The organism is Ensifer sp. Root423 (genome assembly GCF_001426275.1).
In the GTDB taxonomy this organism is placed as follows: Bacteria; Pseudomonadota; Alphaproteobacteria; order Rhizobiales; family Rhizobiaceae; genus Ensifer; species Ensifer adhaerens.
Window position 1 is genome coordinate 33456 of the sequence record NZ_LMEG01000044.1, and the last position, 14863, is coordinate 48318.

The 14863-nt window shown below is 63.1% G+C and carries 13 protein-coding genes; 6 read left to right on the top strand and 7 right to left on the bottom strand.

What is annotated here, in order from left to right:
- Positions 1 to 53: 53 nt before the first annotated feature.
- From ASD01_RS27345 to ASD01_RS27365, 5 genes are all read right to left on the bottom strand, one after another.
- Positions 54 to 1013, bottom strand: coding sequence for a 2-hydroxyacid dehydrogenase (locus ASD01_RS27345; RefSeq protein WP_034805033.1), 960 nt, complete (start codon positions 1011 to 1013; stop codon positions 54 to 56).
- Positions 1014 to 1021: 8 nt separating this feature from the next.
- On the bottom strand, positions 1022 to 2650 hold the full coding sequence (locus ASD01_RS27350; protein ID WP_034805312.1) for an ABC transporter ATP-binding protein: 1629 nt from the start codon (positions 2648 to 2650) through the stop codon (positions 1022 to 1024).
- An 8-nt stretch (positions 2651 to 2658) separates the two neighbouring features.
- Positions 2659 to 3795, bottom strand: coding sequence for an ABC transporter permease (locus ASD01_RS27355; protein WP_034805015.1), 1137 nt, complete (start codon positions 3793 to 3795; stop codon positions 2659 to 2661).
- Positions 3795 to 4877 carry a microcin C ABC transporter permease YejB gene (locus ASD01_RS27360; RefSeq protein ID WP_034805012.1) on the bottom strand — a complete coding sequence of 361 codons (1083 nt, stop codon included), beginning with the start codon at positions 4875 to 4877 and terminating at the stop codon, positions 3795 to 3797. The genes ASD01_RS27355 and ASD01_RS27360 overlap by 1 nt, the downstream gene beginning before the upstream one ends.
- A gap of 177 nt (positions 4878 to 5054) precedes the next feature.
- The gene (locus ASD01_RS27365; RefSeq protein WP_034805009.1) at positions 5055 to 6914 is read right to left on the bottom strand and encodes an extracellular solute-binding protein; all 1860 of its coding nucleotides are present in this window, start codon (positions 6912 to 6914) and stop codon (positions 5055 to 5057) included.
- Positions 6915 to 7145: 231 nt separating this feature from the next.
- Between ASD01_RS27365 and mepA the strand changes: the two genes are divergently transcribed.
- The 6 genes from mepA to ASD01_RS27395 all read left to right on the top strand — a co-directional run bounded on the left by mepA (position 7146) and on the right by ASD01_RS27395 (position 13275).
- Positions 7146 to 8198 carry a penicillin-insensitive murein endopeptidase gene (gene mepA / locus ASD01_RS27370; RefSeq protein ID WP_034805006.1) on the top strand — a complete coding sequence of 351 codons (1053 nt, stop codon included), beginning with the start codon at positions 7146 to 7148 and terminating at the stop codon, positions 8196 to 8198.
- Positions 8199 to 8303: 105 nt separating this feature from the next.
- On the top strand, positions 8304 to 8684 hold the full coding sequence (locus ASD01_RS27375) for a methylglyoxal synthase (protein ID WP_034805003.1): 381 nt from the start codon (positions 8304 to 8306) through the stop codon (positions 8682 to 8684).
- A 113-nt stretch (positions 8685 to 8797) separates the two neighbouring features.
- Positions 8798 to 9817 carry a glucokinase gene (locus tag ASD01_RS27380; RefSeq protein WP_034804985.1) on the top strand — a complete coding sequence of 340 codons (1020 nt, stop codon included), beginning with the start codon at positions 8798 to 8800 and terminating at the stop codon, positions 9815 to 9817.
- 112 nt (positions 9818 to 9929) lie between these two features.
- Complete coding sequence (locus ASD01_RS27385) at positions 9930 to 11765, top strand: ABC transporter ATP-binding protein (protein ID WP_051659689.1); 1836 nt, start codon at positions 9930 to 9932, stop codon at positions 11763 to 11765.
- Positions 11766 to 11786: 21 nt separating this feature from the next.
- Positions 11787 to 12605 carry a 4-hydroxy-tetrahydrodipicolinate reductase gene (gene dapB, locus ASD01_RS27390; protein ID WP_034804982.1) on the top strand — a complete coding sequence of 273 codons (819 nt, stop codon included), beginning with the start codon at positions 11787 to 11789 and terminating at the stop codon, positions 12603 to 12605.
- Positions 12606 to 12639: 34 nt separating this feature from the next.
- Complete coding sequence (locus tag ASD01_RS27395) at positions 12640 to 13275, top strand: 2,3-bisphosphoglycerate-dependent phosphoglycerate mutase (protein WP_034804979.1); 636 nt, start codon at positions 12640 to 12642, stop codon at positions 13273 to 13275.
- 77 nt (positions 13276 to 13352) lie between these two features.
- Here the strand turns inward: ASD01_RS27395 and ASD01_RS27400 are convergent, their stop codons facing one another.
- Positions 13353 to 14240, bottom strand: coding sequence for a methylated-DNA--[protein]-cysteine S-methyltransferase (locus ASD01_RS27400; RefSeq protein WP_034804968.1), 888 nt, complete (start codon positions 14238 to 14240; stop codon positions 13353 to 13355).
- A 103-nt stretch (positions 14241 to 14343) separates the two neighbouring features.
- Entirely contained in the window at positions 14344 to 14841 is a 498-nt protein-coding gene (locus ASD01_RS27405) for a DUF2244 domain-containing protein (protein ID WP_034804964.1), read from the bottom strand.
- Positions 14842 to 14863: the final 22 nt, after the last annotated feature.

The following is a 14863-nucleotide window of genomic DNA, read 5'->3' on the forward strand; positions in this document are numbered from 1 at the left end:
CGTCTCTGCCAGGAGGCTCGGCGTGGCAAGCGTCGCACCTCGCTTTCGCTGGATCAGTAGCCGGCTACTTTGTCGACGACGTGTTCGAGCGCCTGTCCGCCTTCGAAGCGGGCGATCTGCTGCTCCACATGGCGGAAGAGGGCCTTGACGTCGGAGGATGCCGCCACGTGCGGTGTGACGTAGACGTTGGGCAGGGTCCAGAAGCGGCTGTCCTGGGCAAGCGGCTCCTGCTCGAAAACGTCGAGCGAGGCACCAGCGAGCACGCCGCTGTCGAGCGCCTTCAGGATGTCCGCTTCGACCTGGCTACCGCCGCGGCCGGCATTGATGAAGACAGGCGCGCCGAACGGGCCGTTACGGCTGAGCCTTGCAAACAGGCGCAGGTTGAAAATGCCGCGGGTGTCCGGCGTCAGCGGCAGCAGGCCGACAAGGAAGTCGCTGCGTGCCAGGAAGCTGTCGAGTTCGTTGCCGCCAAAGGTCTCGATGCCGGCGACGTCGCGCTTGCTGCGCGACCAGCCGATGACCTTGAAGCCCATGGCCGAGAGCTTGCGGGCGGCGTCCTGGCCAAGCACGCCCATGCCCATGATGCCGACGGTGATGTCGGCGGCTTCCGGCTGGGTCAGGTCGCGCCATTCGCGTTTCGCCGCCTGCGCCTCGTAGGTGCGGTGCTGGCGCAGGTGCATGAGGCACTGCATGACCACCCATTCGCTCATGCGCGTCGTCAGCGTCTGGTCGACGAAGCGCACGAGCGGCACTTCGGGAAGGCCCGGCAAGGTCAGGACGTGGTCGACGCCGGCGCCGCCGGAGAACACCACCTTGAGATCCGGCGCCCGGTCGAACAGGTCCGGTGCCGATTTCCAGACGACTGCATAGTCGATGCCGGAGAGGTCGCGGTTGTGGTGCACGGCATCGGCGCGGTTGATCACCTCGCGATCCGGGAAGGCCCCGCGAAGCGCCGCCTCGACCTCCTCCGGAATGAACTTCAGATCGACGATGACGGGGCTTTTTGCGGACATTCGGGCACCTATTGACGGATCGCGGTCAAGTTGACGGCTTCGAGGTTGAAGGCGGCAGCCATCAGCGCCTTCGTGTAGTCCTGGCTCGGGGCATTGAAGATGCGTTCGGCCGGGCCCTGCTCAACCACCTTGCCCATGCGCATCACGATCATCTCGTTGGCAAGGGCGCGCACGACCTTGAGGTCGTGGCTGATGAACAGATAGGCGAGGTCGTGTTTGCTCTGCAGGTCCCGCAGGAGGTCGACCACCTGCGCCTGCACGCTCATGTCGAGCGCCGAGGTCGGCTCGTCGAGCATCACGAATTGCGGCTTAAGCACCATGGCGCGGGCAATGGCGATGCGCTGCCGCTGGCCACCGGAGAACTCGTGCGGATAGCGCCAGCGGGTCGCGGGATCGAGGCCCACTTCTTCGAGCGCCGCCGCGACGCGGGCGTCGCGCTCGTTGTCGGATAGGGAGCGCTCGTGGATTTTCAGGCCCTCGGCGATGATATCGGCCACCGACATGCGCGGGCTGAGTGAGCCGTAGGGATCCTGGAAGACGATCTGCATCCGGTTTCGAAGCGGCCGCATCTCGTTGAAGCTGTAGCGGTCGATGTCCTTGCCGATGAAGGCGATGCGACCCTTCGACGAGATCAGCCGCGTCAACGCAAGCCCGAGCGTCGTCTTGCCGGAGCCGGATTCGCCGACGACGCCGAGTGTCTGGCCTGCACGCAGCTTCAGATCGATGCCGTCGACGGCCTTCACATGATCGACCACCTTGCGCAGGAATCCCGCCTTGATTGGGAACCACACCTTCATCTCAGAGGCTTCCATCACGATCGGCTTCGACGCGTCAGACGGCGGCGGATTGCCCTTCGGCTCGGAGGCGAGCAGATGGCGGGTGTAGGCATGCTGCGGATTGGCAAAGATCTCGGCGGTCGGTCCCGTTTCAACGATCTTGCCCTTGGTCATGACGCAGACCCGATCGGCGATCTTGCGCACGATGCCGAGGTCATGGGTGATGAACAGCATCGACATGCCGTGCTCATCCTTGAGCGTCTTCAACAGCTCGAGGATCTGTGCCTGCACGGTGACGTCGAGTGCGGTCGTCGGCTCGTCGGCGATCAAGAGTTCCGGTCGGTTGGCGAGCGCCATCGCGATCATCACACGCTGGCGCTGGCCACCCGAGAGCTCGTGCGGATAGGCGCTCAGCCGCTTCTCCGGCTCGCGGATGCCGACCTGGTTGAGCAGCTCGAGAATGCGCGTGCGCCGCGCTGCACCCTCCAGCCCCTGGTGCAGTTCGAGGATCTCGCCGATCTGCCGCTCGATCGAATGCAGCGGGTTGAGCGAGGTCATCGGCTCCTGGAAGATCATGGTGATGTCGTTGCCGCGGGCGTGGCGCAGCTCCGCATCGCTGGCTTTCAGCAGGTCCTTGCCGTTGAAGACGATTTCGCCGCTCGGGTGGCTGGCGGACGGGTAGGGCAAGAGCTTCAGGATCGAGTTGGCCGAGACCGATTTGCCCGAACCGGATTCGCCGACAAGCGCCACGGTCTCGCCGCGCCTGATGTCGAAGGAGATATGGTCGACGGCAACGGAGGTGTTGCCGCCCTGGTGAAAGGCGACGGAAAGGTCACGGACGGAGAGGATTGGATCTGTCATCGTCGCGCTCACCGGAACGTCTTTCTCGGATCGAAGGCATCGCGCGTCGCTTCGCCCACGAAGATCAGCAGCGACAGCATCAGCGACATGACGCAGAAGGCCGTCAGCCCCAGCCAGGGCGCCTGCAGGTTGGACTTGCCCTGGGCGATCATCTCGCCGAGCGAGGGCGATCCCGGCGGCATGCCGAAGCCGAGGAAGTCGAGCGAAGTCAGCGTCGTGATCGAGCCAGAGAGGATGAAGGGCAGGAAGGTCAGCGTCGCCACCATCGCGTTCGGCAGGAGGTGGCGATACATGATCGTGCCATTGCCGACGCCGAGCGCGCGTGCCGCGTTGACGTATTCGAAATTGCGAGCCCGCAGGAACTCGGCGCGCACGACACCGACGAAACCGACCCAGGAGAACAAGAGCATGATACCAAGCAGGATGAAGAAGCCTGGCGGCAGGATCGCGGCGATGATCAGGAGAATGTAGAGCACCGGCATCGACGACCAGATCTCGATGAAACGCTGCATCAGGAGGTCGGTCCAGCCGCCGAAATAACCCTGGATGGCGCCGGCGGTGACACCGATCACCGCCGAGGCGATGGTGAGCGTCAGGCCGAAGAGCACCGAGATGCGGAAGCCATAGATCATGCGCGCAAAGACGTCGCGGGCCTGGTCATCGGTGCCGAGCCAATTGAGGTTTCCGACGATGCAGTTCCGGTCGTTGGTCTTGTCAGGGTAGGCGGAGCAGCGCTCTTCCTTGTCCATCAGCCAGAACGGCTTGGTCGGCGCCGAATGCGGGATGTTGGAATTGACCGTCTGGTAGGAATAGCGCACCGGCGGCCAGATCATCCAGCCATTGGCCTCGATCTCGTCGCGGATGAAGTCGGAGCGATAGTCGGTCTCGGCCAGGAAGCCGCCGAACTTTTCCTCCGGATAGTCGATGACGACAGGGAACAAAAGCTCGCCCTTGTAGGAGGCGATGATCGGCTTGTCGTTGGCGATCAGTTCACCGACCAGGCTGAGCCCGAACAGCGCCAGGAACAGCCAAAGCGACCAGTAGCCCCGTCGGTTCGCCTTGAAATTCTGCCAGCGGCGCTGGTTGACCGGTGACAACCAGCCACGCGGCGCCACAGCGGTCGGGGACGTTGCGAGGCTTGCCATCAGACGTCCCTCCGCTCGAAATCGATGCGCGGATCGACCCAGGTGTAGATGAGGTCCGACAGCAGGCTGACGAGCAGGCCCATCAGCGAGAAGATGAAGAGCGTGGCAAAGACGATCGGATAGTCGCGCTTGACGACCGAATCATAGCCGAGCCGGCCGAGGCCATCGAGCGAGAAGATGTATTCGATCAAAAGCGAGCCGGTGAAGAAGGCCGAGATGAAGGCGCCGGGGAAGCCGGCGATGATGATCAGCATGGCGTTGCGGAAGACGTGGCCATAGAGCACCTGGCCGTCGGTCAGGCCCTTGGCCCGTGCCGTCGTTACATACTGCTTCTTGATTTCGTCGATGAAGGAATTCTTGGTGAGCAGCGTCGTCGTCGCAAAGGCCGAGAGCAGCAGCGTGATCAGCGGCAGCGTCATGTGCCAGATGTAGTCGAGGATCTTCTGCCACCAGGGCAAATCCCAGAAATTGTCGGAGACGATGCCACGCAGCGGGAACCAGTCGAAGAACGAGCCGCCGGCAAAGACGACGATCAGCAGGATGCCGAAGAGGAAGCTCGGCACGGCGTAGCCGATGACGATGATGCCCGAGGTCCAAACGTCGAAGGCAGAACCGTCGGATACGGCCTTCTTGATGCCGAGCGGGATGGAGATCGCGTAGGAGAATAGAAGGATCCACAGCCCGAGCGAGATCGAGACCGGCATCTTCTCCTTGATCAGATCGATCACCGAGGTGTTGCGGAAGAAGCTCTCGCCGAAATCGAAGCGGAGATAGTTCCACATCATGGTAGCGAAGCGTTCGAGCGGTGGCTTGTCGAAGCCGAATTGCTTTTCGAGCTTGGCGATGAACTCCGGGTCGAGCCCTTGAGCGCCGCGATAGCGCCCGCCTTCGTCGCCGCCGGCCTGCATCAGGTCGCCGCTGCTGCCCGACAGGCGATCGGAGCCGCCGGCATTGGTCAGGTCCGAGATCACCTGCTCGACCGGGCCGCCGGGCGCGAATTGCACCACGATGAAGGAGATCGCCATGATCCCGAAGATCGTCGGGATCATCAAAAGCAGGCGGCGCAGGATGTAGGCACCCATCAGGCGGGCCTTTCGATCGACGTGTGGGCGGTGGCCCGGACCGGCGAAGCGTCGGCAAGCCGTCTATGGTGTCTCAATCCCTGTGTCTCCTTGCGGCTGTCAGGCCCGGATCGGGGCTTGTTTCAGTGATTCGTTTTTTTGCATTTGGAATCGAGACGCCATTCGAGTGCAAGGACTTCATTTGGGGGAGGCGTTTTTCGACCACCACGCGTCCGGAAAGCCTATTCCGTAGTAGGGCAGTTCCTGCGGACGGGCGAGCTGGTTCCAGTAAGCCACGCGAACCGAGCGCGAGTAGAACAGCGGAACCACGAAGTGATGGGCGAGAAGAACGCGATCGAGGGCCCGTGTTGTTGCCACCAGTTCGTCGCGGTTGGGCGCGAAGATGATCCTGCGGATGAGTTCGTCGATCGCCGGATCGGATATGCCGGCATAGTTTCGCGATCCCTGCTGATTGACCGAAGCCGAACCCCAGTAGTCGATCTGCTCGTTGCCGGGTACCAGTGTTTGCGCCCATATGCCGTAGATCATGTCATAGTCGAAGCTTCGGACGCGGTTGGTGTATTGCGAATCGTCGACGGTCCGGATGCGCGCATCGATGCCGATCTTCTTCACGCTGTTGATGAACGGCGTGACGGTGCGCTCGAACGACGGGTTGGCCAAGAGTAATTCGAAGCTGAAGGGCTCGCCGCTCTTTACGTTGACCAGGCGGTTGCCCTTGAGTTCGTAGCCCGCCTCCTTGAACAGCGCCAGCGCCTTGCGCAGGTTGTCGCGCACCTTCTGCGGGTCGCCGTTGACCGGGTTCGCGTAGGGCACGGTGAAGACTTCTGGAGGAACCTTGTCCTTCAGTTCCTCCAGAATGGCCTTCTCGCGTCCTTCCGGCAAAGCCTTGGAGGCAAGCTCGGTGCCCCAGAAATAGCTGTCGACACGCTGGAAGGCGTTGTAGGCGAGGTTGCGGTTCAGGTCCTCGAAGTCGAAGGCGTAGTTCAGCGCCTCGCGCACGCGCTGATCCTTGAATTTGTCGCGGCGCATGTTCGGCACGAAGGCTTGCATGATGCCGGCTGCGCGCAGCGGATTCTCGATCTCCTCGCGGACCACACGGCCATCCTTCATCGCCGGAAAGTCATAGGCGGTCGCCCAGTGACTGGCGCTGTTGTCCTGGTAGAAATCGACGTTGCCGGCGCGGAAGGCTTCGAACTGCACGTTCCTGTCGCTGAAGAAGGCATAGCTGATCACGCCGAAATTATATTGCCCGACATTGACGTTGAGGCTCTTGCCCCAATAGTCGTCCCTGCGTTCGAAGCGGATCGAGCCGCCGGCCTGGAACGACGCAATCTTGTAGGGGCCTGAGCCCATCACCGGCTCCAGCGTCGTGCGGCTGATGTCGCGCTTGTTGCCCTTCTCGTCCTCGCCTTCCCACCAGTGTTTCGGCACGATGGGGAACTGGCCGAGGATGTTCGGCATTTCGTGGTTGTTCTTCTCGTCGAAGCGGAAGGTGACGTCGCGGTCGCCAGTCTTTTCCGCCGAAACCACGTGGCGGTAGTAGTTGGACAGAAGCGGATTGTGTTCCTTCACTTTTTCGAACGAAAAAACCACGTCCTCCGGCGTCACAGGCTTTCCGTCAGCCCACTTGGCCTCGGCGCGCAGGCGAAACGTCGCGGAGGAAATATCGTCGGGATAGGAAACGCCCTCGGCCAGCAGCCCATAGGCGGTTGTGATCTCGTCCTCGGCCGATTTCATCAACGTATCGAAGACGAGCGAGGTTACGCCGCTCGCCGCCTCGCCCTTGGAGAGAATTGGATTGAAGGTATCGAATGTACCGCTCTCCGACAGGCGCAGCTCTCCACCCTTGGGAGCGTCAGGATTGACGTAGTCGAAGCGCGCAAAATCGGGCTTGTATTTCAGTTCACCGATTGACGATGTTCCGTAGCGCCAGACGGGCTGTTCTTGGGCATTGCCTGCAGGAGGGAGGAGAAGAAACGCCGCTGTCAGTAGCGAGGCAGCGAGGCCAGGTTTCACGGTCCTGCAGAAGTTTGGCATCCAGCCGGTACCCCTTATATTTCAATCTTCTTTTGCGAGAGCATAGGCGAAATCAGGGCAAATGACAGGCACTGCCGCAAATCAGGCCAAATTTTTGAGTCACATCCCGGTGATTCACAAGCGTGTAACGCGTAAGGCTGAGGCAAAGACGGGGCCTTAGGATCGGGGTTCGCCGGAGAGGCATGCCGCACATCGGCGCCGCTCGCCGCGAGACAAACGGGACGAAATTCAATGATTGCTCCATTTCGACGTTGCGGCTCGGCGTTTCTTGCGCTGCTGCTCGGAACAAGCCTCCTGATCGCCGACAACGCCGCGGCGGACGAAACGCCGGCCAAGGCGCTTTTCGGCGCCAAGGCCCTGCCTGCCGAGATGGCGGCAAATTCCTACGGCTTCTATGCGAAGGGATGCCTAGCCGGCGGTGTCGCCATCCCGACCGACGGGCCGACCTGGCAGGCAATGCGGCTGTCGCGCAACCGCCGCTGGGGCCATCCGCAGATGATCGCGCTGATCGAGCAGTTTTCCCACGACGCCGCCGACAAGGTCGGCTGGCCGGGCCTGTTGCTCGGCGATATCTCGCAGCCACGCGGCGGGCCGATGCTGTCGGGCCACGCCTCGCACCAGATCGGGCTCGATGCCGATATCTGGCTGACGCCGATGCCGCAACGCACGCTTACCTATCGCGAGCGCGAGGACATCTCCGCCACCTCGATGTTGCAGAAGAACAAATTCCTGACGGTCGACCGTTCGATCTGGACGCCGAAGCACGCGCAGCTGATCATGTTGGCGGCGAGCTACCCGCAGGTGGAGCGCGTCTTCGTCAATCCGGCGATCAAGAAGAAGCTTTGCGATACCTGGACGGGCGACCGCACCAATCTTGGCAAGGTCCGGCCGATCTACGGCCACGATTATCACTTCCACATCCGCATCAAGTGCCCCGCCGGCGCTTCGACCTGCAAGGACCAGGCGGAAGTGCCGGCGGGCGACGGCTGCGACAAGTCGCTGGCCTGGTGGTTCACCGACGAGCCATGGGCGAAGCCGACCAAGAAGCCGGACGCAAAGCCCGTCAAGCCGAAGGTGACGACGCTTGCCGACTTGCCGAAGGCCTGCGCTCTGGTCCTGAACGGCCCGGCGCCGGCCTCAGAAGCGGCCGCCACTTTTGGCACGGCCTACCGGGCTGCCGCGCCGGCCGCAGCGAACGATAGTATCGAGCAGGTGATCGGTGCGTCCGGTGATGTCCCGCCGGCCGATATCCCCGTACCAATGGCGCGTCCGACGCTGCAGTAGGATTAAGGACACACGAGTGGGGCGGGGAGGCATCAGCCTTCCCATTCCCGTGGCGCTCATGTATAGGGCAATCAAATCGATTTAAATATTGATGCGAGGCCCGGCATGGCGGATCGAAAATGTGTTGCGCTGATCGCGCATGATCAGAAGAAGGACGATCTTGCGGACTTTGCCAAGGCGCACGAGACGGTTCTGGCTGACTGGCGGATCGTCGCCACCGGCACGACCGGCGGTCGCGTCCTCGACGTCTGCCCAAGCCTCGATATCACCCGGCTGAAAAGCGGCCCCCTCGGCGGTGACCAGCAGATCGGCGCGATGATCGCCACCGGCGAAGTGCAACTGTTGATCTTCTTCGTCGATCCGCTGACCGCTATGCCGCACGATGTCGACGTCAAGGCGCTGATGCGCCTCGCCATCGTCTACGACATTCCGATGGCGCTCAATCGTGCAACGGCCGAGCAGTTGATCGACCTGAACCCCAGATGATGCGGGCTCCCGGCGGGCGGATTCTACTGAAATCCTCCCGCACTTTTCCTCATCCCGTTCTGTCTGATAGACAGTTCAGCAACCCAAGATGACGATCAGGATGGATCTTTGCGATGTCCGGTACCAGTGAACACAGCTTTCCCTTTCCGATCCTGATCGGCGACATCGGCGGCACCAATGCGCGCTTCGCCCTGCTCATCGACGCTTTTGCCGACCCGAAGCAGCTGCCGCCGATCAAGACCGGTGATTTCGAGACGATCGAGGAGGCGCTGCAGAAGAGCATTCTCGACAAGACCTCCGTGCAGCCGCGCTCGGCGATCCTGGCGGTCGCTGGTCCGATTCGGGGCGACGAAATTCCGTTGACCAACGCCGGCTGGGTGATCCGGCCGAAGGACATGCTTTCGAGCCTCGGCCTCGAAGACGTGCTCATCATCAACGACTTCGAGGCGCAGGCGCTTGCCGTCGCCGCTCCGGCGGATGAGGATCTGGTGCAGATCGGCGGCGGCAGCATTCGGCCGATGACCTCCCGCGTCGTGCTGGGTCCGGGAACTGGCCTTGGCGTCGGCGGTCTGGTCTTTGCCCAGCACACCTGGTTCCCGGTGCCGGGCGAAGGCGGACATGTCGATATCGGTCCGCGCACTGAGCGCGACTTCCAGATCTGGCCCTTTCTCGAGCCGATCGAAGGCCGCATGGCCGGCGAGCAGATCCTCTGCGGCCGCGGCATCATGAACCTTTACCGCGCCGTCTGCGCCGCCGATGGCGTTGACCCGGTTCTGACGGACCCCGCGGAAGTAACGACGCACGCGCTGGCTGAGAGCGACAGGGCGGCGATCGAGACCATCTCGCTGTTTTCGACCTATCTCGGGCGGGTCGCCGGCGACATGGCTCTGATCTTCATGGCCCGTGGCGGCGTTTTCCTGGCGGGCGGCATCTCGCAGAAGATCCTGCCGGCGCTCTTGAAGTCGCCCTTCCGTGCTGCCTTCGAGGACAAGGCGCCGCACTCGGCGCTGATGCGGACGATCCCCACCTTTGCCGTCATTCACCCGATGGCGGCACTCTCGGGATTGGCGGCCTTTGCCCGCACACCGAGGGATTTCGGTGTGGCAACGGAAGGACGCCGCTGGAGAAGCTGAGCCCGCTGCGCGCGCAATGACTCGCCAAAGCGATATCAAACCACTATAGAGCGCCGGGAAAGATCGGGCCGGATGCCGGCTCTCCAGATTGGTTCCAGGGAAGACGGGCTTTTTGAGCGCCAGCAAGAAAAAACAGCACGCGGTCGACTCCGATACGATCAGCGGAATCCTCAAGCGGGTGATTGCCGAAAACGGTCGTGACCACATTCGCGGCTATGTTTTCGCCATCAGTTGCCTGGCCGTGGTCGCCGCGACGACCGGCTTTACCGCCTCGATCATGGAAACCGTGATCAACGAGGCCTTCGCCAACAAGCGGGCGGACATCGTTCTGCTCGTCTGCGGCGCAATCCTTGCCGCCTTCGTGCTGCGCGGCTTTGCCACCTATGGCCAGGCCGTCGCGCTTTCGAAGATCGGCAACAACATCGTCGCGCGCTACCAGCGCCGCCTTTATGCCCATCTGATGGCGCTCAGCGTCGGCTATTTCAACGAGACCCGCTCGGCGCAGCTTGCAGCCCAGATCAGCCAGAATGTCAGCGGCATTCGCGACGTGCTCAATCTGACCGTTACCTCAATCGCGCGCGACCTGCTGACGCTGATCGGCCTGGTCGGCGTCATGTTTGCCAAGGACTGGTTGCTGTCGATCATCGTCTTTGTCGCAGCGCCTCCTCTGCTCCTGGGCCTGCGCTATGTGTCCAAGCGCTTGCGCTCGGCCACGCGCGAGGCGATCGAGGTCAACAGCCGTGTTCTCGGCGCGATGCAGGAGACCATTCAGGGCATCACCATCGTCAAGGCCTTCACCATGGAAGGCGAGCTGCGTGGCAAAGTCGAGACGATCATCGACCGGGCCGAAAACCGCGCCAACCGCATTGCGCGGCTGAGCGAGCGTACCGCGCCGATGACCGAAACCTTCGCGGGTCTGGCGATTTCGGCCGTGCTTGCCTATTCGGCTTTCCGCGCCATCTACGCCGACGTGCCGCCCGGTGCCTTCTTCGCCTTCGTCGTCGCCCTGCTCATGGCCTATGATCCGGCCCGCCGCCTGGCGCGTCTTCAGGTCTCGCTCGAACGCGCCGCCGTCAACGCCCGCATGGTCTACGAGATCCTCGACACCGTGCCGCACCAGCGCGACAAGGCCGATGCCAAGGAACTGGCGTTTACGAATGCCGCTGTCGAACTGCGTGACGTGCGCTTCCGCTATCCCAATGGCGACGAGGTGCTGAAGGGCGTCAGCTTCGTGGCCGAGGGCGGCAAGACGACCGCGCTGGTCGGCCCCTCGGGTGCCGGCAAGTCGACGGTCATCAGCCTCATTCCACGGTTCTACGATCCGGCATCCGGCCAGATCCTTATCGACGGGCAGGACATCGCCGACGTCACCAAGCAGTCGCTGCGCCAGGGCATCGCCTATGTGTCGCAGCAGCCCTATCTCTTCGAAGGCTCGATCCGCGACAACATCCGCTACGGCCGCATCGACGCGACGGATGCCGAGGTGGAGGACGCCGCACGGCTTGCCTACGCCCATGAGTTCATCCTTGCGCAGCCGCAGGGCTACGATACGCCGGTCGGCGAGAACGGCATGACGCTGTCGGGCGGCCAGCGCCAACGTCTGTCGATCGCACGTGCGCTTGTGCGCAACGCCCCGATCCTTCTGCTCGACGAGGCTACCTCCGCGCTGGATACCGAATCGGAAGCCGCCGTGCAGAAGGCGCTCGACCACGCGATGGATGGCCGCACGGTGATCGTGATCGCACATCGACTTTCGACCGTCGTCAACGCCGACAAGATCATCGTCATGAAGGATGGCTCCGTCGTCGAGGAAGGCACCCATGTCGATCTTGCACGGCGGCCGGACGGTCTCTACGCTCGCCTCCACAATCTCCAGGGCCAGTCTTCGGAAGAGCAGTCGCCTGAAGGCGAGGCGCCCGAAGCGCCGGCCGACGCCGAAATTCACTAGCGGACAAGAAGGAAATCACCGATGGGCGCAAACGATATGAAGCTCGTGGTGGTGGGTGCGGCCGGCCGTATGGGTCAGACGCTGATCAGGACGGTTCACGCGATGGATGGCGTTCGCCTGCATGCGGCCATCGAGCGCCCGGGTTCCCCCTTCATTGGCCGCGATGCGGGCGAGCTCTCCGGCCTCGGCCCGATCGGCGTGCCGGTGACCGACCAGCCGCTCGAAGCCTTCGTCGAAGCAGAAGGCGTCCTTGATTTCACGGCGCCGGCTGGCACCGTCGAGTTTGCCGGGCTCGCCGCCCAGGCCCGCATCGTCCATGTGATCGGCACCACCGGCTGCTCGTCCGACGACGAGGCGAAAATCCGCGCTGCCGCCCGCCACGCTCGTATCGTCAAGTCGGGCAATATGAGCCTCGGCGTCAACCTGCTCGGTGTGTTGACGGAGAAGGCGGCGCGGGCGCTGGGTTCGGCCGACTGGGACATCGAAATCCTCGAAATGCACCACAAGCACAAGGTAGATGCGCCCTCGGGCACGGCCCTGCTTCTCGGCGCTGCGGCGGCGAAGGGGCGCGATATCGCCCTTGCCGACCACTCCGTGCGCGTGCGTGACGGTCATACGGGTCCGCGTCCGGCTGGCACGATCGGTTTTGCGACGCTGCGCGGCGGCTCGGTCATCGGCGAACACTCGGTCATTCTTGCCGGCGAAGGCGAGCAGGTGACGCTCTCGCACAGCGCCACGGACCGTTCGATCTTCGCGCGCGGCGCCGTCACCGCTGCACTCTGGGCCCGCGGCCAGAAACCCGGCTTCTATTCGATGCTCGACGTTCTCGGGCTCAACTGACCTTTCCACTCTCAAGTCTCAAGGGGAATTCGACATGAGCGGTACTCTCGTCCTCGTCCGGCATGGCCAGAGCGACTGGAACCTGAAGAACCTGTTCACCGGCTGGCGTGATCCGGACCTGACGGAACTCGGCGTCGAGGAAGCCAAGGCCGGCGGCAAGGCGCTTGCCGACTACGGCATCAAGTTCGACATCGCGTTCACTTCGGACCTCGTTCGCGCCCAGCGCACCTGCCAGTTCGTGCTCGACGCCGTCGGCCAGTCCTCGCTCGAAACGATCCGCGACCAGGCGCTGAACGAACGCGACTACGGCGACCTGTCGGGCCTTAACAAGGATGACGCCCGCGAGAAGTGGGGCGAAGAGCAGGTGCATATCTGGCGCCGCTCCTACGACATTCCGCCTCCGGGCGGCGAGAGCCTGCGCGACACCGGCGCACGCGTCTGGCCCTATTACCTGACCGAGATCCTGCCGCGCGTGCTGTCGGGCCAGAAGGTCCTGGTCGCTGCACACGGCAACTCGCTGCGCTCGCTGGTCATGGTGCTCGATCGCCTGAGCAAGGAACAGATCCTGAAGCTCAACCTCGCGACCGGCGTGCCGATGGTCTACAAGCTCAACGCCAATTCGACCGTCGCTTCCAAGGAAGTGCTCGGCGACATGTCCGGCGCCCACTGAGCGCTGACAGACGGAGAATGAAAAAGGGGCGCTTGGCGCCCCTTTTTGCGTCTGTGATGATGCTGGGAAGCCTGTAATCAGATCGTGCCGTCGGCCGCCTTGCCGGCTTCCCAGCCGAGGATGGCGCGTTTGCGCGTCAGCCCCCAGTGATAGCCGGTGAGATCGCCGCTTTTGCCAAGCGCGCGGTGGCACGGAACCACGAACGAGATCGGGTTGCGCCCGACCGCAGCACCCACGGCGCGCGATGCCGTCGGCTGGCCGATGTTGCCGGCGATGTTCGAATAGGTGGTGGCGCAGCCGAGCGGGATCTTGAGCAGCGCCTGCCAGACCCGGATCTGGAAGTCGGAGCCGATGAGGAAGATGCGCAGCGGCTCGTCCTGCCGCCAGCGCGAAGGATCGAAGATGCGCGCGGCGTATTGGGACGTCGCCGCGCTGTCCTCGATGTAGCGGGCGTTCGGCCAGCGTTGCGCCATGTCCTCGAAGCTGGCCTGCTCGCCGCCGGCATCGTTGAAGGCAAGGCCGGCGAGGCCGCGCTCGGTGATCATCACCAGCGCCGTGCCGAAGGGCGAGGGGTGATAGCCGAAGCGGATTGTCAGCCCTTCGCCGCGCGCCTTCCATTCACCCGGCGACATCGCCTCGTGGGTGACGAACAGGTCGTGCAGCCGGCTCGGTCCTGACAGGCCCACTTCGATGCTGGTTTCCAGCAGCGGCATGTCTTCCTGGCGCAGCAGGCGCTTGGCGTGGTCGAGCGTGACGGCCTGCAGGAAGGCCTTCGGCGAAAGCCCGGCCCAGCGGGTGAAGACCTTCTGGAGCTGCGTCGGCGACTGCTTCAGGCGCTGTGCCACGGATTCGAGCGACGGCTGGTCGCGATAGTCCTCGGTGAGCATTTCGATCACGCGGCTGACCGTATCATAGTCGGTGCCTTTCGGCGTGATATCGGTGGGTACGGATGTCGCAATGTTCATGGCTCTTCTCCTGTCTTGTCACAGGTAACCATTTGCTGGCCCCGTCAACCACCCGAAACTTGAAAACATGCGATCGGCGGGGTGCCGCCACAAGCGCCAGGCGTCAGCGGCGGCGAACGGTCGCAAGCGCGCCCGAGAGCGCCAGCGCAAAAGTCTCGCGGTCGTCGCGGTTGAGGAACGAGCCGATATCGGTTCGGCGGCCACCGCCGCTGATCGTCATCGAGACGATGCCGATCTCCTGATGCCGGGCGACATTCAAGCGCGCCCAGAACGGATTGAAACGATGTTCGCTGATCTGGCCCGAGGGCGTGAACTTGCGCACCGAAACGTCCGTCCTGCTAACGCGGACCTCTTCGCGGCTGAGCCCCGAGCGATTGTTCAGCCAGAACGCGCCGAACAGCAGCAGGTAGTCGAGCCCGAAAAAGAACACCACCGGCCAGGCGCCGATGATGAGGAAGACGAGGCCGTGAACGAGGCTCAGGAGCCCGGCGATCAGGAAGAACATTTTGAAGCCGCGGCGCCCGAGCGAGCGATAGGGCGTGAGCTCGGCGGTGAAGACCGGAGCGTCCTCAGATGGGGTGGTGGCGTTGCCATGGATCATGACCTTTGACTATAGATGCATC